This is a genomic window from Rhodovastum atsumiense (genome assembly GCF_937425535.1).
GTDB lineage: Bacteria > Pseudomonadota > Alphaproteobacteria > Acetobacterales > Acetobacteraceae > Rhodovastum > Rhodovastum atsumiense.
On sequence record NZ_OW485601.1, the window covers coordinates 1,604,310 to 1,627,296 of the forward strand.

The 22,987-nt window shown below is 71.3% G+C and carries 21 protein-coding genes; 8 read left to right on the forward strand and 13 right to left on the reverse strand.

Translation table 11 applies throughout. The features are described from left to right. Positions 1–4 precede the first annotated feature (4 nt). Both NBY65_RS07135 and NBY65_RS07140 read left to right on the forward strand, forming a co-directional pair. Positions 5–646, forward strand: coding sequence for a ribonuclease HII (locus NBY65_RS07135; RefSeq protein WP_150039929.1), 642 nt, complete (start codon positions 5–7; stop codon positions 644–646). A gap of 166 nt (positions 647–812) precedes the next feature. After that, positions 813–1,832 carry a site-specific DNA-methyltransferase gene (locus tag NBY65_RS07140; RefSeq protein WP_150040038.1) on the forward strand — a complete coding sequence of 340 codons (1,020 nt, stop codon included), beginning with the start codon at positions 813–815 and terminating at the stop codon, positions 1,830–1,832. 44 nt (positions 1,833–1,876) lie between these two features. Here the strand turns inward: NBY65_RS07140 and NBY65_RS07145 are convergent, their stop codons facing one another. The 8 genes from NBY65_RS07145 to NBY65_RS07180 all read right to left on the reverse strand — a co-directional run bounded on the left by NBY65_RS07145 (position 1,877) and on the right by NBY65_RS07180 (position 9,142). Further along, a complete protein-coding gene (locus NBY65_RS07145; RefSeq protein WP_162530463.1) occupies positions 1,877–2,485 on the reverse strand; it encodes a DUF4142 domain-containing protein in 609 nt (202 codons plus the stop codon). A gap of 182 nt (positions 2,486–2,667) precedes the next feature. Further along, positions 2,668–3,639 (reverse strand): glucokinase, encoded by a 972-nt coding sequence (gene glk, locus NBY65_RS07150; protein WP_150039927.1) that lies wholly within the window; start codon positions 3,637–3,639, stop codon positions 2,668–2,670. Between the two features lie 214 nt (positions 3,640–3,853). Beyond that, complete coding sequence (locus NBY65_RS07155) at positions 3,854–4,060, reverse strand: TOBE domain-containing protein (RefSeq protein WP_150039926.1); 207 nt, start codon at positions 4,058–4,060, stop codon at positions 3,854–3,856. A 92-nt stretch (positions 4,061–4,152) separates the two neighbouring features. Beyond that, positions 4,153–4,584, reverse strand: coding sequence for a GFA family protein (locus NBY65_RS07160; RefSeq protein WP_150039925.1), 432 nt, complete (start codon positions 4,582–4,584; stop codon positions 4,153–4,155). Then, on the reverse strand, positions 4,584–5,693 hold the full coding sequence (locus NBY65_RS07165) for an S-(hydroxymethyl)glutathione dehydrogenase/class III alcohol dehydrogenase (RefSeq protein ID WP_150039924.1): 1,110 nt from the start codon (positions 5,691–5,693) through the stop codon (positions 4,584–4,586). Before NBY65_RS07165 ends, NBY65_RS07160 begins: the two co-directional genes overlap by 1 nt. A gap of 130 nt (positions 5,694–5,823) precedes the next feature. Further along, positions 5,824–6,708 (reverse strand): LysR family transcriptional regulator, encoded by an 885-nt coding sequence (locus NBY65_RS07170; RefSeq protein WP_150039923.1) that lies wholly within the window; start codon positions 6,706–6,708, stop codon positions 5,824–5,826. A gap of 7 nt (positions 6,709–6,715) precedes the next feature. Beyond that, positions 6,716–7,765, reverse strand: coding sequence for a YeiH family protein (locus tag NBY65_RS07175; protein ID WP_150039922.1), 1,050 nt, complete (start codon positions 7,763–7,765; stop codon positions 6,716–6,718). Positions 7,766–8,074: 309 nt separating this feature from the next. Continuing rightward, complete coding sequence (locus NBY65_RS07180) at positions 8,075–9,142, reverse strand: A/G-specific adenine glycosylase (protein ID WP_408894921.1); 1,068 nt, start codon at positions 9,140–9,142, stop codon at positions 8,075–8,077. Here NBY65_RS07180 and NBY65_RS07185 point away from each other — a divergent pair. The 6 genes from NBY65_RS07185 to NBY65_RS07210 all read left to right on the forward strand — a co-directional run bounded on the left by NBY65_RS07185 (position 9,131) and on the right by NBY65_RS07210 (position 16,755). Then, complete coding sequence (locus tag NBY65_RS07185; RefSeq protein ID WP_150039920.1) at positions 9,131–9,637, forward strand: DUF721 domain-containing protein; 507 nt, start codon at positions 9,131–9,133, stop codon at positions 9,635–9,637. The genes NBY65_RS07180 and NBY65_RS07185 overlap by 12 nt on opposite strands. Positions 9,638–9,716: 79 nt before the next feature. Continuing rightward, on the forward strand, positions 9,717–10,358 hold the full coding sequence (locus NBY65_RS07190; RefSeq protein WP_162530462.1) for a thioredoxin domain-containing protein: 642 nt from the start codon (positions 9,717–9,719) through the stop codon (positions 10,356–10,358). A gap of 34 nt (positions 10,359–10,392) precedes the next feature. Next, positions 10,393–14,184 carry a chromosome segregation SMC family protein gene (locus NBY65_RS07195; RefSeq protein ID WP_239002715.1) on the forward strand — a complete coding sequence of 1,264 codons (3,792 nt, stop codon included), beginning with the start codon at positions 10,393–10,395 and terminating at the stop codon, positions 14,182–14,184. A gap of 23 nt (positions 14,185–14,207) precedes the next feature. Continuing rightward, positions 14,208–15,461, forward strand: a complete 1,254-nt coding sequence (locus NBY65_RS07200; protein ID WP_162530461.1) for a PQQ-dependent sugar dehydrogenase — start codon at positions 14,208–14,210, stop codon at positions 15,459–15,461. A gap of 5 nt (positions 15,462–15,466) precedes the next feature. After that, on the forward strand, positions 15,467–16,279 hold the full coding sequence (locus NBY65_RS07205) for a phosphodiesterase (protein ID WP_150039916.1): 813 nt from the start codon (positions 15,467–15,469) through the stop codon (positions 16,277–16,279). A gap of 95 nt (positions 16,280–16,374) precedes the next feature. Further along, complete coding sequence (locus tag NBY65_RS07210; protein ID WP_162530460.1) at positions 16,375–16,755, forward strand: DUF2934 domain-containing protein; 381 nt, start codon at positions 16,375–16,377, stop codon at positions 16,753–16,755. A 37-nt stretch (positions 16,756–16,792) separates the two neighbouring features. Here NBY65_RS07210 and NBY65_RS07215 read toward each other — a convergent pair whose 3' ends face one another. The 5 genes from NBY65_RS07215 to typA all read right to left on the reverse strand — a co-directional run bounded on the left by NBY65_RS07215 (position 16,793) and on the right by typA (position 22,963). After that, positions 16,793–17,098 carry a hypothetical protein gene (locus NBY65_RS07215; RefSeq protein WP_150039914.1) on the reverse strand — a complete coding sequence of 102 codons (306 nt, stop codon included), beginning with the start codon at positions 17,096–17,098 and terminating at the stop codon, positions 16,793–16,795. Next, a complete protein-coding gene (gene egtD / locus NBY65_RS07220; RefSeq protein ID WP_150039913.1) occupies positions 17,088–18,038 on the reverse strand; it encodes an L-histidine N(alpha)-methyltransferase in 951 nt (316 codons plus the stop codon). Before egtD ends, NBY65_RS07215 begins: the two co-directional genes overlap by 11 nt. Before the next feature lie 44 nt (positions 18,039–18,082). Then, complete coding sequence (gene egtB / locus NBY65_RS07225) at positions 18,083–19,291, reverse strand: ergothioneine biosynthesis protein EgtB (protein ID WP_150039912.1); 1,209 nt, start codon at positions 19,289–19,291, stop codon at positions 18,083–18,085. 91 nt (positions 19,292–19,382) lie between these two features. Beyond that, positions 19,383–20,813, reverse strand: a complete 1,431-nt coding sequence (locus tag NBY65_RS07230) for an MFS transporter (RefSeq protein ID WP_162530459.1) — start codon at positions 20,811–20,813, stop codon at positions 19,383–19,385. Positions 20,814–21,130: 317 nt separating this feature from the next. Continuing rightward, positions 21,131–22,963, reverse strand: coding sequence for a translational GTPase TypA (typA, locus tag NBY65_RS07235; protein WP_150039910.1), 1,833 nt, complete (start codon positions 22,961–22,963; stop codon positions 21,131–21,133). Positions 22,964–22,987 lie beyond the last annotated feature (24 nt).

Consider the following 22,987-nt stretch of genomic DNA (forward strand, 5'->3'; position numbering starts at 1 on the left):
CGCCATGCCGGATTTCAGGATGGAATCGGCCGCCGGTGGCCGCGTCGCCGGTATCGACGAGGTCGGCCGCGGCCCGCTCGCCGGGCCGGTCATGGCCGCCGCGGTGGTGATGCCACGACGGCCGCCGCGCGCGCTCGCGGCCCTTCTGGACGATTCCAAGAAACTCAGCCCGGCCCAGCGCGAGGCGGCCTTCGCCGCGCTGCTGGCGGCAAAGGCCGCCGGGACGCTGGAGATCGGCGTCGGCGCCGCGTCGGTCACCGAGATCGCGCGCCTCAACATCCTGCAGGCGGCATTGCTGGCGATGCGGCGGGCGGTGGGACGGCTGCCCACCCTGCCCGACCTGGCCCTGGTCGACGGCAACCAGGCGCCACCGCTGCCCTGCCCGGTCCGTTGCGTGATCGGTGGTGACGGGCGCTGCCTGTCCATCGCCGCCGCCTCGATCGTTGCAAAGGTACTCCGTGACCGGGTGATGGCGCGACTCGGGCAGCGCTATCCTGGTTACGATTGGCATCGCAATGCCGGCTACGGCACGGCCGCGCACCGGGCGGCGTTGCATGCGCTGGGGCCGACGCGACACCACCGCACCGGCTTCGGAACGGTGCGCCAGCTCAGTCTTGACCTCATCCTGGTGGAAACGGCGGATTGACGCGATCACGGGCGGCACGTTTCAACGCGATTCCGGTTGCCCGGGCGATACGTGCTCGGCCACCATCCCCCGCCCTTGCACAGCGGAGCCGAAACTGCCCGAGGAGATCGTCAAGGAACTGCCGCTGGACCAGGTGATCCTGGGGGATGCCGCGCGCGTGCTCCGCATGCTGCCCGCGGCTTCGGTCGATTGCGTGTTCGCCGATCCGCCCTACAACCTGCAGCTGCGCGGTGAATTGCGACGCCCGGACGACAGCGTGGTGGACGGTGTGGACGAGGAATGGGATCGTTTCACGGACTTCGCCGCCTATGACGCCTTCACCCGCGAATGGCTGGGGGAATGCCGGAGGGTACTGCGCAAGGACGGCACATTGTGGGTGATCGGCACCTACCACAACATTTTCCGCATCGGCGCCATCCTGCAGGAGCTGGGGTTCTGGATCCTGAACGACGTGGTCTGGCGCAAGGCCAATCCGATGCCGAATTTCCGGGGGCGCCGCTTCACCAACGCGCACGAAACGCTGATCTGGGCGGCGCGCGGGCGTGAGTCCCGGCACCGGTTCAACTATCAGGCGATGAAAGCCCTGAACGACGACGTGCAGATGCGCAGCGACTGGTATTTCCCGCTCTGCACCGGCTCGGAGCGCCTGCGCAACGAGCACGGGCTGAAGCTGCACCCGACCCAGAAGCCCGAGGCATTGCTGCACCGCGTGCTGCTGGCCTGCACCCAGCCGGGCGATGTCGTGCTGGACCCGTTCCTGGGGACGGGGACCTCGGCGGCGGTGGCGAAACGACTCGCCCGCCACTTCATCGGCATCGAGCGCCACCCGGCCTATGTCGAGGCGGCGCTCGGCCGGGTCCGGCGGGTGCGTCCGGCCCCGCCCGAGGCAGTCACCGCCACCCCCACCCGGCGCGAGGCCAAGCGGGTGCCGTTCGGGGCGCTGGTGGAACGAGGGTTGCTGCCGGCGGGCACCGTGCTGACCGACCGCATGCGGCGGGTGCAGGCGGTGGTGGTCGCCGACGGCACGCTGCGCAGCGGCACGCACCACGGCTCGATCCACCAGGTCGGGGCGGCGGTGCAGAACGCCCCATCCTGCAACGGCTGGACCTTCTGGCATATCGACCGCGACGGGACGCTGGCGGCGATCGACACGTTGCGCGCCGGGTTGATCGCGCCGCCGGACTGACCCGGCCGAGGCCGCGCCCCGCCGGCGGCGGAGTGCGGGGGCTCCTATTCGACCGCGTTCTTGCCTCCGGGCAGCGCCTCGGCCATGGCGAGATGGCGTTCGAGCGAGGGCACGTTCCGCCGCGCCAGCGCCCTGAGCACCGGGTCGCTGCCCTGCTCGCCCTGCTGGCGGAACAAGACGACGGCCTTCTGGTGCGCCGTGATCTGGTTCTGGACATACGCGTCATCGAAGGCCTGGCCGGAGGCGGCGCGCAGCTTGTCCAGTTCGGCGGCGCCAGCGGCATCCGGCGCCTGCGGCACCGGCACCCCTTTGACCTGCGCAATCTGGGCAAGCTGCTGATTCATCAGCGTGTGGTCATTCACCATCTGCCGGGCGAAGTCCTTGACCGGCTCCTGCGACGCCTTGCCGGAAGCCAGCGATCCGGCGGCCACCTCGGCGAGCCCCGAATGCGCAGCCTTGGTAAGAAAGTCGATGTCGACCTGCGCGATGGTGGTATTGCCGCCCAGCGGACCTGTATTGGCCGTGCTCTGGGTCTCCGAGACCGGCACCGCGGTTCCGGCTGGAGGCGGTGCCTCGATTCCGACCGAAGAGGGCAATCCGGGCTGATGGCTGCGAATGCCGGTCGGATAAGCGGCCGGGGCCTGCGGCGCCACCTCGTTGATCGGCTGGGCGAAGGCAGCGGGCGCGAATGGAAGCGCCACGGCGGCCAGAAGCAGAAGACGAGAACCCCTCATACGTTTCCCCTTTGTTTGGACGTGGGTTGCGAGTCTGGGGTCCTAAGCCCGGCCAACGCGATTAGATGCGGTTGTAGCCGGAACGTGAGCCCGCCGCCGGGTCAGGCCCGCCGCGCGGTGCCGCTCGCCAGCCGTGCCAGCCCGATGAAAGCCGGATCCGGATGGATCACCACCGCGGTCGGGATCTGCGCGAGGTACCCCGCCAACCGCCCCTTCGCCTCGAAGCGTTCCCGGAACGACGAAGCAGCCAGGAAATCGGCGAAGCGCTTCGCCATGCCGCCGGCGATCGCGACCCCGCCCCGGGCCCCGAGCGTCAGCGCGACGTTGCCCGCCACCGCCCCCAGGAAGCCACAGAACGCCTCCAGGGTCCGCAGGCTCGCCTCGCAGTCGCGCGCGAGCGCATGAGACACGATCCCGGCGGCGTCCCGCTCCGGCGCGTCGAACCCGTCCACCGCGGCCACCGCCTGATACAACTGCGCCATCCCCGGCCCGGACAGCACCCGTTCGACCGAGACATGCCCGCCCCGGTCACGCAACACCCCGATCAACGCCTCGTCACGACGGTTCTCGGCGGGCAAGGTGGCATGGCCGCCTTCCGTCACCAGCACGGTCTCGCCCGCATCCAGCCCGATCCAGGCGGCCAGGCCGAAGCCGGTGCCCGGCCCCATGATCGCCGCCGGCCCGGGCTGGCCCACCGCCCCACCCCCGATCGGGCGCAGGTCCTGCGGCCCCAGCCCGGGGATGGCCCAGCCGAGCGCCTCGAAATCATTGACGATGACGACGGATTCGAGGTCGAGCGCCTCGCGCAGTTGCGGCCCGTCCACCGCCCAGGCGGCATTGGTCATTGCCACGCGCTGTGCCTGCACCGGGCCCGCCGCCGCGATCGCCGCGCGCACCGCCCGCCGCCCGCCACCCGTCGAGGCAAGGAATGCCCGCGCCGCCGCGACCGGCGAGGCATGGTCGGCCACCGCCAGCGTGGTGACCGGACCGACGCCGCGTTCGGTCCACAGGGCGAAGCGGGCATTGGTGCCGCCGATATCGGCCAGCAGCGCAGCCGTGGTGGTGTGATCCATGTGCAGCCTCCCTGACGGGCCCCGCCCGCCGCCGGATCGGGTACGCACCCGGCCGGGCGGTGGCCCGGTCTGCAGATGTGCATCGATGGGCGTGGGCGAAACTCCGTGAGGCTCCGCAGGTCACGGTCCTGCGACCGGACCGCATGGCCCCGTCGTGACGGGACGATCCCGCCCAAGGCGCTCCCGCTGCCGGGAGAACCTTGGGAATCCTGGATTATTTCCCGACCAGCACGTCGGACGCCTTGATCACGGCGAAGGCGGCGTCGCCGACCTTCAGGCCCAGGTCCTCGATCGCCTCGTTGGTGACCGAGGCGGTCACGGTCACGCCATGGCCGATATCGATGCCGACATGGGCGGTGGTCTGGCCCTTCACGACCGATACGACCTTACCGGGGATCTGATTGCGAGCACTCAGCTTCATCGGTGCAATCCTGTTCGGTGTCGCCGGGACATCGTCGCGCCCCGGCACCGATACGCTACCCCAGGGAGACCCCACCGACAACGCAGGCGGGGTCACCCGCCATCGTCGAGCGGCGGGCTGTCGCCGCTGCCGCGCGGAAAGCGGGGCAGGTCATCGGTCAGGTTCACCCAGGGCAACACCTCGCCGATATGGGTATGACGCAGCGGCACGAAGGCGGCGGGATCGTCGAAGATGGTGACGTGCAGATCCAGTTCGTCACGGCCCTCGACCTGATAGGCGATCGAGGAGCCGCAGCGCGCACAGAAGAAGCGGCGCACCCCCGGCGAAGACTCGTAGGCCGAAGGTGGTTCCGTCTCGAACACCACCTTTTCCGCGGGAAAGCCGGCGAAGGTCACCATGGTACCGCCGGTGGCGCGCCGGCAGGAATCGCAATGGCAGGTGGACACCCAGTTGGGCGGGCCGAGCGCATGGAAGCGCACCGCCCCGCACAGGCAATGGGCGTGATGGCTCGTGGGGCCGCCCATCAGTAGGTCACCACCGTGCGGATGCTCTCGCCGCGGCGCATCAGCTCGAACCCGTCATTGATCCGCTCGAAGGGCAGCACATGGGTGATGAGGTCGTCGATGTTGATGCGGCCGTCCATGTACCAGTCGACGATGCGCGGCACGTCGGTGCGCCCGCGCGCACCACCGAAGGCGGTCCCCATCCACACGCGGCCGGTCACCAACTGGAACGGGCGGGTGGAGATCTCCTGGCCGGCACCGGCGACGCCGATGATGACGCTTTTCCCCCAGCCGCGATGCGCGCATTCCAGCGCCTGGCGCATCAGCGTGGGATTGCCGACGCATTCGAAGCTGTAATCCGCGCCCCCCTTGGTCAGGTTGACGAGATAGGGCACCAGGTCGCCTTCGACCTCCTTCGGATTGACGAAGTCGGTCATGCCGAATTTCTCGGCCATTTCGCGGCGTCCGGGATTGATGTCGACGCCGACGATCTGCTCGGCGCCCACCATGCGCAGGCCCTGGATGACGTTCAGCCCGATGCCGCCGAGGCCGAACACCACCGCGCGCGCCCCGGCCTCCACCTTCGCCGTGTTGATCACCGCGCCGATGCCGGTGGTGACGCCGCAGCCGATGTAGCAGACCTTGTCGAACGGCGCGTCGGGCCGGATCTTCGCCAGCGCGATCTCCGGCAGCACGGTGAAGTTCGAGAAGGTCGAGGTGCCCATGTAATGATAGATTGGCGCGCCGTCGCAGGAGAAGCGGCTGCTGCCGTCGGGCATCACGCCCCGGCCCTGGGTCGCCCGCAGGGTGATGCACAGATTGGTCTTGCGCGAGAGGCAGTATTCGCACTGCCGGCATTCCGGCGTGTACAGGGGAATGACGTGGTCGCCCTTCTTCAGGCTGGTGACGTTGCGGCCGACATCGACCACCACCCCGGCCCCCTCATGGCCGAGGATGGAGGGAAAGATGCCTTCCGGATCGGCGCCGGAGAGGGTGAACTCATCGGTATGGCAGATGCCGGTGGCCTTGATCTCCACCAGCACCTCGCCCTCGCGCGGGCCCTCGAGATCGACGGTTTCGAGGCTGAGCGGTGCTCCGGCGGCGCGGGCGACGGCGGCACGGGTCTGCATGGATTCCCTCCCTGTCCTTGCCGGCGCGTTGGTCGCGCGGGCAAGGGCATGGTGGCGGGGAACAGCGCGGGGGATCAACCGCAAGGCCAGCCCCCCGGGTCACAAGCCGTGTCGCCGGTGTGGACCGCTCTCAGCCGGTAGCCCGGATCAGCTCCAGCAGCGCAGCTTCCGCGCGCGAGCGATGCCGGTCGCCGTGGCGCAGCAGCATGAACCGGCGTTCGGGACAGGCGAAGGGCAGTTCCACCAGCGCCCCGGTGGCCAGCCGCGCCGCCGCCACCAGCCGCGAGATCACCGTCGCCCCCGCCCCCGCCTCCACGGCGGCGCGCACCGCCTCGTTCGAAGGCAGTTCCATCGCCACATCCAGTTGCGCCGCCGGCACGCCCTGCCGTTCCAGCGCGTCCTCGAACACTTGCCGGGTGCCGGAGCCGCGCTCGCGCAGCACCCAGCGCGTCCCGGTGAGATCGGCGGGCGCCAGGTGCGTGCGGCCGGCCCAGGGATGCCGCGCGCCGACCACCAGCACCAGCCGGTCGCTCGCCACCGGAATGCGCACCAGCAGCGGGTCGTCCACGTCGCCCTCGACGAAACCGAGATCGGCCTCCCCGTCCAGCACCGCGCGGGCCACCTGCGCGGTGTTGCCGATCCCCAGCGACAGGGTCACCTGCGGCCAGGTCTGCTGGAAATGATGCATCAGCGGCGGCAGCCAGTAGCCGGCGATGGTCTGGCTCGCGTGCAGCGCCAGATGGCCGCGCCGCAACCCCTGCAGCTCGTCCAGCGCCTGCACCGCCTGCCCCAGCCGCGTCAGCACCGCCTTCGCTTCCGGCAACAGCAGCCGGCCTGCCTCGGTCAGGGCGATGCCGCGGCCGACCCGGTCGAACAGCCTGAGCCCGAGGCTGCCTTCCAGCGCCGCGATGGCCGCACTTGCGGCCGACTGCGTCATGTTCAGCGTCGCCGCCGCCTGCGTCACGTGCAGGCGTTCGGCGACGGCGACGAAGACGCGCAGCTGGTCGAGGGTCATCGCCCGATCAATACACCAGTTCGATCAGCGCCAGGCTGAAGCCCGAGATGAACAGCCAGGAGGCCGCCCCCAGGGCCAGCGGCCGCAGCCCGCGGGCGCGCAGCTTGCGCAGGTCGGTCTCCAGCCCCATTGCGGCCAGGGCCACGGTCAGCAGGAAGGTGGTGCCCGGCACCAGCAGGTCCTTTGCCGCCCCCGGCACCACGCCCAGGCTGTTCACCCCGATCAGCGCGATGAAGCCAAACACGAACCAGGGCATGGGCGCGCGGGCCTGCACCCGCCCGTGCGCATGCGCCGCCGCATGCCGGGCCGCGACCATCCCGAGCCCGAGCACCAGCGGCGCCAGCAGCATCACCCGGCTCAGCTTGGCGATGGTGCCGAATTCACCGGCTTCCTGCCCGGCCTGGAAGCTGGCGGCCACGACCTGGGCGATCTCATGGATGGAGGCGCCGCTCCACAGCCCGAAAAGATGGGCATCCAGATGCAGCAGCCCGGGCAACGCGGGATAGAGGAACATCGACAGCGACCCGAACACGGTCACGCAGGCGACGGCATAGGCCACGTCCTCGTCGGGGGCGCGCGTCACCGAATTGGTGGCGATCACCGCCGAGGCGCCGCAGATCGAGGTGCCCGCGGCGATCAGCTCGGCCAACCGCCGGTCCACGCCGAACAGCCGTCCGAGTGCCTTGGTGGCCAGGAAGGTGGCCAGCAGCGTGAGCACGATGATCAGCATGCCGGGGCCGCCGACGGCGATCACCTGCTGCGTGGTCAGTTGCAGGCCGAGCAGGATGATCGCCAGCCGCAGCAGCCGCCGCATGCTGAACACCACGCCCGCGCGGGCGCGCGCCGGCGTGCCGATGGTGTTGTGCAGCGCGATGCCCAGCAGGATGGCGATGATCATCGGGCTGAAGCTGTTCACGCCGGGAATGGTCCGCAGGGCATAGGCGGCGGCGGCGATGGTGACGGTCAGCAGCAGGCCGGGAACAGGACCGGACGCCCGGTGCAGCAGGGAAGCCCGTTCGGGCAGGGCGGCGGCGGCGATGGTGGTGGGTTCGGGCATCGGGGGCTCCTGGAGGCGAGGCGCGCATGATCCGCCGGCGTCATCCAGAAAACCAACGCATGCTTTCGATGTGTTCGATCAGAGTTGTTTATGAATCGGGATCGGCGGCTATCTTGTGGAACGTTGCGATGGCGGATTGCGCTGCGCTTATCCGCCCTACGTTTGCTGTGCGACGCAAAACGTGTAGGGCGGATAAGCGCAGCGCAATCCGCCACGAGCTTACTGTGCCGCGCAGCGCGAATGGGCTTGGGCCGCGAAGCGGACCAAGGGGCCGGCCCTTGGTGGGTCAAGGGCGAAGCCCTTGTCTTATCAGCGCTTTCCTTTCCCCGGATGCACCGCGGCGGCGCATTTGCGCATCACCGAGGGCAGCCCGGCTGCGTCAATCTCCGCGAGGGGATGCAGGAACCCCTCCGCCTGGATGTGGTCGACCCGGGCGGCGAACAGGGCGATGCGCAATTCGAAATGGGTAAACCCATGTCGCACTTCCCCGGCCGGCCGCCAGGACGCGGTCATGGGGGCATGCGCCAGGGCCTCGGCGGCGGCCCAGGTTTCGGCGCGCCAGGGGGTGCCGGGCAGTTCGGCCATGCCGCCGAGCAGGCCGCGGGGGGGACGGCGGCGCAGCAGCACGCGGGTTCCGTCGGTGAGCCAGAAATGCGCGCCGTGCCGCAGCGGGCGCGCCGCTTTCGGCGCCTTGCGCGGCAGCTCCGCGGCGATCCCCGCGCGTTGCCCGGCGCAGCCCGCCCGCCAAGGGCACAGGGCGCAGGCGGGAGTCGTCGGTGTGCAAATGGTAGCGCCGAGGTCGAACAGGGCCTGGGCGAAATCCGAGGGCCGGGCCTGCGCGTCAGGATCCGTCCCCAGCCGGGCCGCGCCGGCGGCGATGGCGGGCTTGGATCCGGGCAACGGGTCGGTGATCGCGAACAGCCGGGCGACCACCCGCTCGACATTGCCGTCCACCGGCACGGCCGGCACGTCGAAGGCGATCGCCGCCACCGCCGCGGCGGTATAGGGCCCGATGCCCGGCAGGGCGCGCAGCGCGTCGACATCGCGCGGGAAGTCCCCGCGCGCCGCCACGACCTTGGCGCAGGCATGCAGGTTACGGGCGCGCGCGTAGTAGCCAAGTCCTGCCCAGGCGCGCATCACCTCTTCTTCCGGCGCCGCCGCCAGCGCCGCCACAGTGGGGAATCGCGCCAGGAAAGTTTCGTAGTAGGGTACGACCGCCACCACGGTTGTCTGCTGCAGCATGATTTCGCTCAGCCAGACCCGGTACGGGTCGGGCCGCTCGCCCGGCAGGCTGCGCCAGGGCAGGCGGCGGCGGTGGCGATCGTACCAGGCGAGCAGGGCGGCGGCGGGGATCACGGAGTGGGTATGGGGGCGGATCAGGGAAAGGACAAGCAGCGGGGTGACGCGCCTGCGCCCCGCCCCGAGCCCGCGCGGTTCGTCTACGGCCCCCGCCCGATCGGGGCGCTGGTGCCGGCGCTGCTGAAACCGAGCTTCCGCCGCCGCGCCCCGGCCACCGCGCAACTGGTGGCCGACTGGGAGATGATCATCGGCCCGCGCCTGGCCGCCGAAACCATGCCACGGAAACTCACCGCCTCGGGCACGCTCACCATCGCCTGCACCGGTCCGGTGGCGATGGAACTGCAGCACCTGTCCGAAACGGTGAAGGAACGTATCAACGGCCATCTCGGCAAGGTCGCCGTCACCCAGTTGCGCTTCGTGCAGGATCCGCCACCGGCGGCGAGGCCCGCCCCGCCGCCACCACCCCAGGCCGTCGAGGCCGCCCGGCAGGCGGTCGAGTCGCTTCCACCGGGGCCATTGCGGGATGCCATTGAATCGCTCGGCCGGGTCGTGCTGTCCGGCCGCAAGCGGTGATCCACCCGGCCACGCGGGAGGGCGGGCTCGACTTCACCCGGCCAATGTGCCAACACAACCCCCAGATATTGAGGTTAAAATGCCGCATTCGCGTCGTGTCATACTAGGGCTGGGAGCAGGTCTTGCCGCGTTCGGTGCCGGCGCGCCGCTGCGCCGGGCCGCCGCCGCGACGCCATCCGACGATCCCCGCTTCGCCGAGCGGGCGGTCGGCCGCGCCGATGCGCCGGTAACGGTGATTGAATTCTACTCGCTCACCTGCTCGCACTGCGCCGCCTTCTCGCGCGACACCATGCCGCGGGTGCATCGCGAGCTGATCGAGGCCGGCCGCCTGCGCCTGGTCTACTGGGATTTCCCGCTCGACCAGGTGGCGCTGATGGCCACCGCCATCGCCCGCTCGCTGCCGCCGGAGCGCTACGAGCCGTTCGTCACCACGCTGCTCGCCACCCAGGACCGCTGGGCCTTCGCCCGCGGGGTCAACACCACCGAGGAACTGGCGCGCATGGCCGCCCTCGCCGGCATGCCGCGCGAGGCGTTCAACCGGGCGATCGCCGACACCGAATTGCGCACGTGGATTCTCACCCGGCGCGAGGAAGCCTCGAAGAGCTATGGCATCGAGGCCACGCCGAGCTTCGCATTCAAGGGACCGAAGGCGAAGGACCGCGTCGAATCGGGCGCGCTCGGCTACGACGCCTTCGCGAAGTACGTCGCCGCCGCCGGCTGACGCCGGCGGCCCGACCGCATCCGGGGGACAGACGTTGCCCGTCAGCTTCAGCCGCCTGCGCATCGCGGGATTCAAGAGCTTTGCCGAACCGGTCGTGGTCGACCTGCTGCCGGGCCTGACCGGCATCGTCGGCCCGAACGGCTGCGGCAAGTCCAACGTGGTGGAGGCCCTGCGCTGGGCGATGGGCGAGAACTCCGCCCGCTCGCTGCGCGGCGGCGAAATGGACGACGTCATCTTCGCCGGCACCGCCCACCGCCCCTCGCGCAACATCGCCGAGGTCACGCTGCAGCTGACCGAGACGCAGGGGGCCGCGCCGCCGCCCTTCCACGAAGCGCCCGAGCTGGAGATCTCCCGCCGCATCGAGCGCGGCGCCGGCAGCCTCTACCGCGTCAACGGCCGCGAGGCACGGGCGCGCGACGTGCAGACCCTGTTCGCCGACCTCGCCACCGGCGCGCGCTCCTCCGGCATGATCAGCCAGGGCCGCGTCGGCACCATCGTCAATGCCCGCCCCGACGACCGGCGGGCGATCCTGGAAGAAGCCGCCGGCATCACCGGCCTGCACGCCCGTCGCCACGAGGCCGAGCTGAAGCTGCGCGCCGCCGAGGCCAACCTCGCCCGCGCCGAGGACCTCAGGGGCCAGTTGGAAGGCCAGCTCGACGGGCTGAAGCGGCAGGCGCGCCAGGCCAACCGCTACCGCGCGATTTCCGGCCTGATCCGCACCGCCGAGGCCGAGTTGCTGGCGATCCAGCGCGCCAAAGTGGAAACCGCCCGCGCCGCCGCGCAGCGGGCGTTGCACGCGGCCGGAACCGCCGTGGCCGAGGCCACCACCGAAGCCACCACCGCCACCGAAGCCGCCACCGCCGCCGCCGCCGCCCTGCCGCCGCTGCGCGAGACCGAGGGCGAGGCCCGCACCGCGCTGGAACGCCACCGGCTCGCCGGCGAGCAGATCGCCGCCGAGGAGGCGCGCGCCCAGGAAGCCTTGCAGGCCGCCACCGCCCGGCTGGAACAGGTGACGCGCGACCTCGCCCATGCCGGCCAGGTGAAGCAGGACGCCGCCGCCGCGCTCGATCGCCTTGCCGCCGAACTGGCACGGATCGAGGCCGAGGACGCGGCCCATCCGGCGCACATGGACCGCGCCGAGGCCGCGGCGGCGGAAGCGGCGGAGGCCGCCCGTGCCGCCGATGCCGCCGCCACGCGGGCGACCGAGCACGCCGCCGACCTCGCCGCCCGCCACCGCGCGCTGTCCGAGGCGCTGGCCGCCGCCGAGACGCGCATGCGCCGGCTGACCGAGCAACAGTCGCGGCTGGCCGCCGAGCGCGCCGAGGTCACTGCCCAACTGGTCGATCCCGCCGCGCTGCAGGCGACCGAGGCCGAGCGCGAGGCCGCGGAAGCCGCGCTGGCCGACGCACGTGCCACCCTGGAACAGGCCGAGCAGGCCCGTGCCGCTGCCTTGCAGGAAGCCGCCCGCAGCCGCGCCGCCGCCGCCGAGGAAGCACAGCGCCTGCGCGCCACCGGGACCGAGACCGCGGCGAAACTGCGCCGCGCCGCCCAGGAAGACGCGGCGAAGCTGCGGGCCGACTCACGCGAGCGGGCATTGCGCCTGCGCACCGAGGCCCAGGCGGCGCTGGCCGCCGCGCGCGAGGCCGCCACCACCGCCGAATCGGCACGGGCGAAACTCGCCGCCGAGGCACAGGCCCTGGCCGAGGTGCTGTCCGCCCGCGACGGCGAGCGCTGGCCGCGCATGGTCGACCAGCTCACCGTGCCGGCCGGTCTGGAAGCCGCCCTCGGCGCGGCGCTCGGCGAGGAGCTGGACTCGGCCGCCAACACCGACGCGGCGCGGCACTGGCGCGAATTGCCGCCGCTCGACCCGATGCCCCCCCTGCCCGATGGCGTGCCCTCGCTGGCCGGGCTGGTGCAGGCGCCGGCGGCGCTCGCCCGCGCCCTGTCGCAGATCGGGCTGGTGGAGGATGGCGGCGCGGCGCAGCCACGGCTGCTGCCGGGACAGGTGCTGGTCTCGCGCGCCGGCGCGGTGTGGCGCTGGGACGGCTACGTCATCCAGGCCGGCACCCCGACCCCGGCCGCGATCCGCCTGCAGCAGCGCAACCGCCTCGCCGAGTTGCGCACCCGCCTCGCCGCCGCCACCGAACAGGCCGAGGCCGCCCGCGCTGCCCGCACCGAGGCCGAGGCCGCCGAACGCGCCGCCCGCGCCGAGGCGGACAGTATCGAACGTGCCGCCCAGGCCGAGGCGGAAAGCCGCGAGCGCGGCGCCCGCGCCGAGGCCGAGGCCGCCGAACGCGCCGCCCGCGAATCGGCCGAGCGACTCGAACGCGAGTCTCGCGCCGCCGCCGAAGCCGCGGAACGGAGCGCAAACGCCGCCGAGCAGCAGGCCCGCACCGCCCGCCGCGACACCGAGCAGCGCCTCGAACGCGCCCGCGCCGCCGCCAGCGCGCTGGCCACCCGCGCCGCCAACGCCGAGGCACGCCGCGCCGCCCTCGACAGCCAGGACGCCCGGCTCGCCGCCGAGGCGGCGGAGGCCGAAGCCGGGCTGCGCGACGCCCGCGCCGCCATGGCCGGGCTCGACGACCCCGCCGCCGCCCGCACCGCCATGGACCAGGCGCGTGACGCCCTGGCCACGGCACGCGCCCGCGAGAGCGAGACCCGCGAGGCCCGCGACGCGCTCGGCCGTGCCGCCGGCGGGCGGGCCCATCGCCGCCGCACCCTGGAGGCGGAACGTGGCGACTGGACGATGCGGGCGCAGGATGCCGAAGGGCGGCTGATCGACCTGACCGCCCGCGCCAACGAAGTCCGCGCCGAACACGCCGCCCTGCAGGCCGCGCCGGCCGAGATCGCCGTGCGCCGCGCCGCCGCCCTGCAGGCGCTGGAAGCCGCCCAGGCCACCCACCGCCAGGCCGCCGACGTGCTGCACCGGGCCGAGCAGGAAGCAAGCGCGGCCGACCGCCACGCCCGCGCCGCCGAAGCGGCGCTGGCCGCCGCGCGCGAACACGTCGTCCGCGCCGAGGGCGACGCCACCGCGGCCGACCAGGCCTGGGGCGTGGTCGCCGAACGCATCCTCGAACGCCTCGGCGACAACCCCACTTTGCCCGACCCGCCCGCCGAGATCGGCCCGGACACCGAGGACAAGGCCCGCCGCAAGCTCGAACGCCTGCAGCGCGAGCGAGAGGAAATGGGGCCGGTCAACCTGCGCGCCGAGGTCGAGGCCGAGGAGATCGGCAAGCAGATCGACACCATCGCCCGCGAGCGCGAGGAACTCACCACCGCCATCGCCAAGCTGCGCGGCTCGATCGGCCATCTCAACCGCGAAGGCCGCGAGCGGCTGAGCCAGGTGTTCGCCGAGGTGGACCAGCATTTCCAGGCGCTGTTCACCCGCATGTTCGGGGGCGGGCGCGCCCACCTCGCGCTGGTCGGCTCGGACGACCCGCTGGAGGCGGGGCTGGAAATCTACGCGCAACCCCCCGGCAAGAAACTCGCCACGCTGTCGCTGCTCTCGGGCGGCGAACAGGCCCTGACCGCATTGTCGCTGATTTTTGCGGTGTTCCGGTGCAACCCCGCGCCCGTCTGCGTGCTCGATGAGGTCGATGCGCCCCTGGACGAAGCGAACGTGGAGCGGTTTTGCACCCTGCTGGAAGACATGGTCCGGGAAACCGGCACGCGGTTCCTGGTGGTGACACACCACCATGTGACAATGGCCCGCATGGATCGCCTGTACGGCGTGACCATGCAGGAACGCGGCGTCTCGCGGGTGCTCTCGGTCGATCTGCAACGCGCCAGCGAAATGGTCGATCCCCCCCGGATGGCGGCGGAGTAGCACGAGGGGCGCTTGCGCTGCTGTTGCTGCTGCCGGCCACCGCCCAGGCACAGTGGCAGCGCATCGATCCCGCCGAGCTGCCGCCGCCCTACGCGACGCGATCCACCAGCAACGCCTCCCGCGTCGTGGCACCGCCGGCCGGGGCGTTGCCGCAGGTCCCGGCCGGGTTCACCGCCTCGCTCTGGGCCTCCGGACTGTCGACGCCCCGCGTGATCCGCCGCGCCCCCAACGGCGACATTTTCCTCGCCGAAAGCGGCGGGGGAAAAGTGCTGGTGTTCCCGGCCCGGGACGGAGCCCCCGCGGCCCCGCCGCCGGACACCTTCGCCGCCGACCTGACCCTGCCTTTCGGCATCGCCTTCTGGCCGCCGGCCGATCCCCGCTTCGTCTACGTGGCCGAAACCGGCCGGGTGCTGCGCTATCCCTACCGCGCCGGCGACCGCCGCGCGCGCGGGCCGGCCGAGACGGTGCTGTCCCGCCTGCCGGAAGGCGGGCACTGGACGCGCGATCTCGCCGTGGCAGCGGACGGGTCGCGGCTGTTCGTCGCGATCGGCTCGGAGACCAACGTCGCCCAGCACATGGGCCCCGCGCCGCGGGGCGGACTCGCCGCCTGGGAAACGGCGCGCGGCATCGGCGCCGCCTGGGGCGACGAGGCGGGCCGCGCCGCCGTTCTGCAGTTCGCCCCCGATGGCGGCGGTTTCCGGCCGTTCGCGACCGGGTTGCGCAATTGCTCGGGACTGGCGGTGCAGCCGGGGACCGGGGCGGTGTGGTGCGTCACCAACGAACGCGACGGGCTCGGCGACGACCTGCCCCCCGATTACGCGACCTCATTGCGCGAACGTGGGTTCTATGGCTGGCCCTGGTTCTACATCGGCGCGCATCCCGACCCGCGCCTGGCCGGACGCCGTCCTGAGCTGGCGGAGCGGACGCTGGTGCCGGACGTGCTGCTGCCGGCGCACGGCGCGCCGCTCGGCATCGCCTTCTACGATGGGACGTCCGGCCCCGCCGCCTTCCCACCGGAGTTCCGCGGGGATGCCTTCGTGGCGCTGCACGGCTCGTGGAACCGCAGCCACCCCAGCGGCTACAAGGTGATCCGCCTGCAATTCCGCGACGGCCGGGCCACCGGCGCCTTCCAGGATTTCGTGACCGGGTTCACGACGGCGGCGGGGCGCGTCTGGGCCCGCCCGGCGGGGGTGGCGGTGGCGCGCGACGGCGCCCTGCTGGTCAGCGAGGACGCCAACGGCACTCTTTGGCGTATCGCACCGAAGCTGGCAGAATAGCCCGCATGATCCTGGCTCAGCTGACCGACCTGCATGTCCGCCCCCCCGGCCTGCCGGCCATGCGGATCTGCGAGACCAACATGCTCACCGAGCGGGCGCTGCTCGCCGTGCGCGATTTCCGGCCGCGGCCGGATGCGGTGGTGATCACCGGCGACCTGACCGCGAACGGGCTGGCCGCCGAATACCGCAACTTCGCCGGGATGCTGGCACGGCTGATCGACATGCCAGTGTATGTGGTGCCCGGCAATCACGACGATCGCGAGGTCCTGCGCAGCGAACTCGCGCACCTGCCCGGCGTGACCAGCCATCCCCGTTTCGTCCAGTATGTGGTGGAGGACCTGCCGGTCCGGCTGGTGATGCTCGACACGCTGATCCCCGGCCGCACCGAAGGCGAGCTTTGCGCCGAACGCCTCGCCTGGCTGGAGGCGACCCTGGCGGCGGCGCCGGACCGGCCGACCATGATCGGCATGCACCACCCCCCCTTCGCCTGCGGCGTCGGCCACATGGACCGGATCATCCTGCGCGACCCGGCCGCCTTCGCGGCGGTGGTGGCGCGGCACCGGCAGGTGCAGCGCATCATCTGCGGCCACCATCATCGCGTCATCACCGGCAATGTCGCGCAGGCCATCGCCTCGGTGGGTCCGGGGGTCGCGCATATCGTCGAGCTCGATCTGTTCGACGACAAACCCTCCGCGTGGCGACTCGAGCCGCCGGCCTTCCAGCTCCACGTGCAGATCGCCGGCGGCGGCATCGTGTCGCATACCGCCTTCGTTGAACGCTATCCCGGCCCGTTTCCCTTCATTCCGGACCCAATTTGACCTCACGGGCACGCCCGCATGCATGAGACCCTCGCATTACCCCCCCGCCTGCCCCATCATGGCGCGCGAGTCTCAACATGCATCGAGGAGCGATGATGGCTGATCTGGAACAGCGCACCCGCGATCTCGCTTATCGCCTGTGGGAAGAAGCCGGCCGTCCGGACGGACGCGACCATGAATTCTGGTACGCCGCCCGCCAGCAGGTCGAGGCGGAACCCGTCCATAACGGGCATGTCCCGACGCCGGTGACCGCAACGCCCGCACCCGCCGCGACGAAACCGGCCGAGGCAACGCCACCGGCGACTTCGCCTGCGGCGCGCACATCCGCTCCGGCCCCGGCGGCCACTGCGTCCGTCGCCGAGCCCGTGGCGCCGCCCCCCGCGAAAGCGACGCCTCCGGTGAAGGCCGCGGCCGCCAAGACCAGCAAGGCCCCGACCAAGACCGCCGGCAAGCCGACGGCGAAAAAGAAGACCTGACCCGTGGCCGACTCTCGTCGGCCCGCGTCTCGCCGGCCTATTTCGGCCTGACGCTCTGATCGCCACCGGGCGTGCCCGGAGGCGGAATCACAGGCAGCGGAAACCTGGTGTCGGGCGGCGGCTGCCGGGCGATGTCAGGATCGACATGCGCCGGCGGCGTGATCACGCCGCCCTGGGGCCTGCCGGCATCTCCGCCCATCGATCCCTCATTCTTCGATGGCGGTGCCGTCGGGGTATCGGCGCGCGATCCCGGCGCCGGTCCCTGCGCGGCCGCCGGCGCGGCGATGAACAGAATCCCGGCGGCGGCGACCCCGCAAAGTGCCGCCCGCAGCTCATGCTTCATCCCGATCCTCCGTGGTCAACAGATGCAGCGAGAACAGGCCGGCGGCATCGCGCCACAGCCCGGCGCTGCGCCAGCCCGCGCGCGCGGCCAGGGCGATGAAGCCCCCGACAGTGTGCTTGTAGCTGTTCTCGGTATGGATGCTCTCGCCGGCCTCGAAACGCACGCTGTGCCCGGCGACGCGCACGGTCTGCGCGCGAAGGCTGACCAGATGCATCTCGATGCGTCCCTCCTGCTCGTTCCAGCGGGCGTCATGGACGAAGGAAGACAGGTCGAACGCCGCGCCGGCCTCGCGGTTGAGCCGCGCCAGCAGATTGAGGTTGAAGGCCGCCGTCACCCCGGCGGCATCGTCATAGGCCGGGATCAGCACCGCCGGGTCCTTGCGCAGGTCCACGCCGACCAGGAACAGCGCCCCGGCGCCGAGTGTGTCGCGCACCTGCTGCAGGAAGCAGATGGCGACATCGGGCTCGAGATTGCCGATGGTCGATCCGGGAAAGAAGCCGAACACCGGGTGACCCGCGACCTCGCGCGGCAGCACCAGCGGGCGGAGGAAATCCGCGACCAGGGGATGCACCGGCAGGCGCGCCTGCATGCGCCGGCGCAGCGCCGCCAGGGCGGCAGCCGCCACGTCGATCGGCACGTAGGCCGCCGGAGCCTGCAGCCATTCGAGCAGGATTTCGGCCTTGTCCTCGCTGCTCGCGCCGTACTCGACCAGCACGCTGCGCGGCGGCACCCTCCGCGCGATCGCAGGCACGGTCGCGTGCAACAAGGCCAGCTCGGTGCGGGTCGGGTAGTATTCGGGCAGGCGGGTGATGGCGTCGAACAACGCGCACCCCTTGGCATCGTAGAACAGCTTGGCCGGCAAGGTCTTCGGGCTGCGCCCGAGTCCCGCCAGCGCCTCCGCCGCGACCGCGGCGTCGAGCGTGCCGGACATGTCGAGCATGTCCTCTCTCCCGTTCTGTTTCTGTTGTTATTTGCCCGGAATGATCAGGCGTCCCGGGCCAGGCGCAGGCCACTCACCTGCCAACGCCGGTCGGGATGGAAGAAGTTGCGGTAGGTCGGGCGGGCGTGACCGGGGGGGCTGGCGAAGGATCCGCCGCGCAACACCATCTGGTTGACCATGAATTTTCCGTTGTACTCGCCGATCGCCCCGGCAGCCGGCACGAAGCCCGGATAGGGACGGTAGGGCGAGGCGGTCCACTGCCAGACATGCCCGGTGACCTCGTGCAGCGCCACCAGCCCGAGTGCATGCTCGAACTCCTCCTCGGTGGGCAATCGCGCGCCGGCCCAGCGGGCGAAGGCGTCGGCCTCGTACCAGCTCACATGCCGCACCGGCGCCCGGGGATCGAGCGGCGCCAGCCCGCCCGGCCCCATCTGCGCCCATCCGGCCTCGTTGTCCCGCCAGTAAAGCGGCGCGGTCCAGCCTTCCCGCTGCACCACCTCCCAGCCATCCGACATCCACAGCGTCGGTGTGCGGTAGCCGCCGTCCTGCATGAATTCCAGCCAGTTGCGGTTGCGCACGCAGCGATCCGCCAGCCGATAGGGGCGCAGCAAGGCCAGATGCGAGGGAGTCTCGTTGTCGAAACGGAACCCGCCGCCGCGATGGCCGATGGTGGCGAGCCCACCGGCCAGATCCAGCCAGCCTGCTTCCCCCTCCATGCCGGCCGGCTCACGCCAGCCGGGCAGCACCGCGGGGGCCAGCGGCGAGGCGGCGAAGGCGTGCATCATGTCGGTGACCAGCAATTCCTGGTGCTGCTGCTCGTGCTGCAGGCCCAGCAGCACCAGCGCGCCCGGCGCCTCGCCCGCCCCGATCAGCGCGGCCATGGCCTGGTCGACATGCGCCCGATAGCGCCCGACCTCCCCGGCCGAGGGACGCGTGATCAATCCGCGGCGAGGTCGCGGCTGCCGGGGACCGACGGTGTCGTAATAGGAGTTGAACAGGAAGCGACAGGCCGCATCGAACCCCGCATACCCCTGCGCATGCGGGCCGAGCACGAACTCCTCGAAGAACCAGGTGGTGTGACCACGATGCCATTTCACCGGGCTCGCATCCGGCATGGACTGGACGCACTGATCCTCCGGGGTCAGCGCGGCGGCGAGGCGTTCGGTGTGCCCCCGGACGATCTGGTACTCGGCAAGCAGCCGCTCGGCCGAGGATGTTGATGCCGCGTGCGCGGGGGGTGCTGCGAACTGCATGGCCCGACAAACGATACGCCCCGACCCCGGTTGCGCCCGCTCACCAGTGATGCCGTGCTTTGTGCAGCCCGCGGCCGGGGCGGCGGGGGATCTATGCCGCCTGGCTGCGCACCGGCAGCAATGAAGCGGAAGGAGACGGCGGGGCGGCGGGGGGCATCGGCAGCAAGGGGCCCGGGGCCTTCTGCTTCGGCGCCATGGCATGGCGCCAGCCCCCTCCGGAACGGACGCGCTCGGCCAGCCCCGGCCTGCCTCCCGACCGGCCGGTCGCCCCCGGTGCCTTCCGGCCGCCCGAAGCGATCGCCGCATTGCCGGGCACCCGGTTCGGCCGGATCACCGGCGCCGGGCCGACCACCATCGCATACAGCCCGACTGCGGCCAGGCCGATCACGGCGAAGGCCAGGAAGGCCGGGGTGGTGCCGACCACCGCCGCCAGGCTGCCGCCGCAGCCGGCGCTGAGCGCCGCCCCCATCCCGCCGGCCAGGCCGATCGCCGCCGCGACCACGTTGAACCCCCCCTTGCCACGGGTCAGGTCGGCCACCGTCAATGGTACCAGCAGGCCGAAGGCCGCGCCGCTGATGCCGTCGAGTGCCTGCACCAGCACCAGCACCATCGGGTCGCTCACCACCGCGAACAGCAGGGCGCGCAAGGGCAGCATGGCCAGGGCCAGCGCCATGACATGGCGCCTGCCCCAAAGTTCCGTGGCCCGGGCGAGCAAGGGGGACACCATGATCATGGTGAGTTGCGGCAGCACGATGCAGCCGGCCACGACCAGGCTGGCGCGCGCGCCTTCGGCGGCCCCGAGGTCAGCGGCCTTGAGCAGCAGCAGCGCGGCATTGCCGAACTGGAACAGCACCACCACCGCGGCGAAGGGCAACATCCCCGGACAATCGGAGGGCCACAGCTTCGGGCGGGGATCTCGCGACGATGCCGGGGTGTGGCCGGAAGCGGGGCCGGACGCGGGCATCGCCCGCAGCACCAGCAGGCAGGGCAGGCACAGCAACGCGGCCAACCACAGCACCGACGCCGGGGACAGCAGCATGCCGCAACCGCCCATCACCACGGCGCCGCACGCGTTCCCCGCGGCGCTGAACCGCAGATTGCGCGCCAACCGCAATGTCAGGGCCCCGCGATCCACCGACCCGACGGCGATCCCCGCCAGCGCCAGCCCGAGCAGGCAGCCACCGAACCCCTGCACCACACTGGCGAACAGCCCTGGCACCAGCCCTGGCCAGGAGGCCAGCAGGGCGGCGGCCACGCCGATGGCGATCAGTGCTCCCCCTGCCGCCCATCGCTTGCAGGGCAGGCGGTCCACCAACACCCCGGCCGGCACCTGGCCGGCCATCGCCGCCACGGTGGCGGTCGTCACCGCCCAGCCGATCTCGGCCGGGCTCCAGCCTTGCCGGGTGAGATAGACGACGATGAACGGCCCGAAGCCGGTCAGCAGCGCCGCCGTGAGGAAATTGAGTCGTTCCTGCCCGTCGCCGGGAAAGACAAGGCCGTTGATCGTGTTCGCACGCTGCATGGTCTGCTCTCCTCGACGTTGCCGCCAGGAACCAGAGCCGACGCATGGCATTTCGGGACTATCTTCCGAAGAGAACTGCCAGCGAGCGCATCTTCCCAGGCGATCTTACTTGCCTCGTCGCAAGATCACCTCCCTGTGATTGACGAATTTGTTACCACACGGCCGGAAGCAACTGCAAGCCGATCGCCTCACGACCGGCACGCGCCCTGCGCGTACTGTGGCGGAGGCGCCGCAATCCCCCCGCCACAAGCCGGCCGTGTACATGCAAATGGCCGGGACAGGCCCGGCCATCGCATGAAACCAGATCGGGGAAGACCTCAGGCGACCGCGTCGCTCTCCACCCGCCGCTCGAAACGCTTGCGCTCGTGCGGGTCGAGGTAGCGCTTGCGCAGGCGCACGGCGGACGGGGTCACCTCCACCAGCTCGTCATCCTCGATATAGGCAATCGCCTGTTCGAGCGACATCCGCCGCGGCGGGGTCAGCAGCAACGCCTCGTCCTTGCCCGCGGCCCGGATATTGGTGAGCTTCTTCTCCTTGATCGGGTTGACCTCGAGGTCGTTGTCCCGCGAGTGCTCGCCCAGGATCATGCCCACGTACACCTTGTCGCCGGGATCGACGAACAGCGTGCCGCGCTCCTGCAGGTAGAACAGCGCGTACTGCACCGCTTCCCCATTCTCGGTGCTGATCAGGCTGCCGTTTCGGCGCCCCTCGATCGTGCCCTTCCAGGGGCCGTAGCCGTGGAACAGCCGGTTCATGATGCCGGTGCCACGGGTGTCGGTCAGGAACTCGCCGTGGTAGCCGATCAGGCCGCGGCTCGGCATCAGGAAGGTCAGCCGCACCTTGCCGCCGCCCGAGGGGCGCATGTCCTGCATCTCGCCTTTGCGCAGGCTCATTTTTTCCACGACGATGCCGGTATAGGGCTCGTCGACATCGACCAGCACCTCTTCCATCGGCTCCTCGCGCTCGCCTGTCTCCGGATTCTGGCGGGTCAGCACGCGCGGGCGGCCGATGGTCAGCTCGAAGCCCTCGCGCCGCATGGTCTCGATCAGCACGCCGAGCTGCAGTTCGCCGCGCCCGGCGACCTCGAAAGCCTCGCTCTCGCTGCTCTCGGTGATGCGGATGGCGACGTTGCCCTCGGCCTCACGCAGCAGGCGGTCGCGGATCTGGCGCGACGTGACCTTCTTGCCCTCGCGCCCGCCGAGCGGACCGTCATTGATGCGGAAGGTCATGGCCAGGGTCGGCGGATCGACCGGGATCGCCGGCAGTGCCGCCGGCAGCTCGGGCGCGGCGATGGTATCCGGCACGGTCGCCTCCGCGAGCCCGGCGACGGCGATGATGTCGCCCGCCTCCGCCTCTTCCACCGGCACGCGCTCCAGCCCGCGGAAAGACATCAGCTTGGTCAGTCGCCCGATCTCCACCACCGAGCCGTCGGCGCGCAGCACCCGCACCGGCATGTTCACCCGGGCGCGGCCCTGCTCGACCCGGCCGGTCAGCACGCGGCCCAGGTAGTTATCGTAGTCGAGGATGGAGGCGACCATGCCAAAGGGCGCCTCGGTATCCAGCACGGGCGCCGGCACGTGGCGCAGCACCAGGTCGAACAGCGCCGAGAGGTCCTTGCGCGGCCCTTCCAGCGCCACGTCCGCCCAGCCCTGACGGCCGGAGGCGTACAGCATCGGGAAGTCAAGCTGTGCGTCGGTGGCGCCGAGGGCGGCGAACAGGTCGAACACCTCCTCGTGCACCTCGTCGGGGCGGGCGTCCTGGCGGTCGATCTTGTTCACCACCACGATCGGCCGCAGCCCGCGCGCCAGCGCCTTGCCGACCACGAACTTGGTCTGCGGCAGCACACCCTCGGCGCTGTCCACCAGCACGATGGCGCCATCCACCATGCCGAGGATGCGCTCCACCTCGCCGCCGAAATCGGCGTGGCCGGGGGTGTCGACGATGTTGATGCGGGTGTCGTGCCACACCACCGAGGTGCATTTCGCCAGGATGGTGATGCCGCGCTCGCGCTCGAGGTCATTGCGGTCGAGCGCGCGTTCGGCAACCTGCTGGTGCTCGCGGAAGGCACCGGACTGCCGCAGCAGTTGGTCGACCAGCGTGGTCTTGCCATGATCGACATGGGCGATGATCGCGATGTTGCGGATGTCCATTGGGGCCTTCGGGAGGTTTTGTCG

Bases quoted from the DNA above. Each gene is read 5' to 3' on its own strand.
- NBY65_RS07135 (WP_150039929.1), top strand. From the start codon at position 5: ATGCCGGATTTCAGGATGGAATCGGCCGCCGGTGGCCGCGTCGCCGGT.
- NBY65_RS07140 (WP_150040038.1), top strand. From the start codon at position 813: ATGCTGCCCGCGGCTTCGGTCGATTGCGTGTTCGCCGATCCGCCCTAC.
- glk (WP_150039927.1), bottom strand. From the start codon at position 3,639: ATGGATCACACCACCACGGCTGCGCTGCTGGCCGATATCGGCGGCACC.
- NBY65_RS07155 (WP_150039926.1), bottom strand. From the start codon at position 4,060: ATGAAGCTGAGTGCTCGCAATCAGATCCCCGGTAAGGTCGTATCGGTC.
- NBY65_RS07160 (WP_150039925.1), bottom strand. From the start codon at position 4,584: ATGGGCGGCCCCACGAGCCATCACGCCCATTGCCTGTGCGGGGCGGTG.
- NBY65_RS07165 (WP_150039924.1), bottom strand. From the start codon at position 5,693: ATGCAGACCCGTGCCGCCGTCGCCCGCGCCGCCGGAGCACCGCTCAGC.
- NBY65_RS07170 (WP_150039923.1), bottom strand. From the start codon at position 6,708: ATGACCCTCGACCAGCTGCGCGTCTTCGTCGCCGTCGCCGAACGCCTG.
- NBY65_RS07175 (WP_150039922.1), bottom strand. From the start codon at position 7,765: ATGCCCGAACCCACCACCATCGCCGCCGCCGCCCTGCCCGAACGGGCT.
- NBY65_RS07185 (WP_150039920.1), top strand. From the start codon at position 9,131: ATGGGGGCGGATCAGGGAAAGGACAAGCAGCGGGGTGACGCGCCTGCG.
- NBY65_RS07190 (WP_162530462.1), top strand. From the start codon at position 9,717: ATGCCGCATTCGCGTCGTGTCATACTAGGGCTGGGAGCAGGTCTTGCC.
- NBY65_RS07205 (WP_150039916.1), top strand. From the start codon at position 15,467: ATGATCCTGGCTCAGCTGACCGACCTGCATGTCCGCCCCCCCGGCCTG.
- NBY65_RS07210 (WP_162530460.1), top strand. From the start codon at position 16,375: ATGGCTGATCTGGAACAGCGCACCCGCGATCTCGCTTATCGCCTGTGG.
- NBY65_RS07215 (WP_150039914.1), bottom strand. From the start codon at position 17,098: ATGAAGCATGAGCTGCGGGCGGCACTTTGCGGGGTCGCCGCCGCCGGG.
- egtD (WP_150039913.1), bottom strand. From the start codon at position 18,038: ATGCTCGACATGTCCGGCACGCTCGACGCCGCGGTCGCGGCGGAGGCG.
- egtB (WP_150039912.1), bottom strand. From the start codon at position 19,291: ATGCAGTTCGCAGCACCCCCCGCGCACGCGGCATCAACATCCTCGGCC.
- NBY65_RS07230 (WP_162530459.1), bottom strand. From the start codon at position 20,813: ATGCAGCGTGCGAACACGATCAACGGCCTTGTCTTTCCCGGCGACGGG.
- typA (WP_150039910.1), bottom strand. From the start codon at position 22,963: ATGGACATCCGCAACATCGCGATCATCGCCCATGTCGATCATGGCAAG.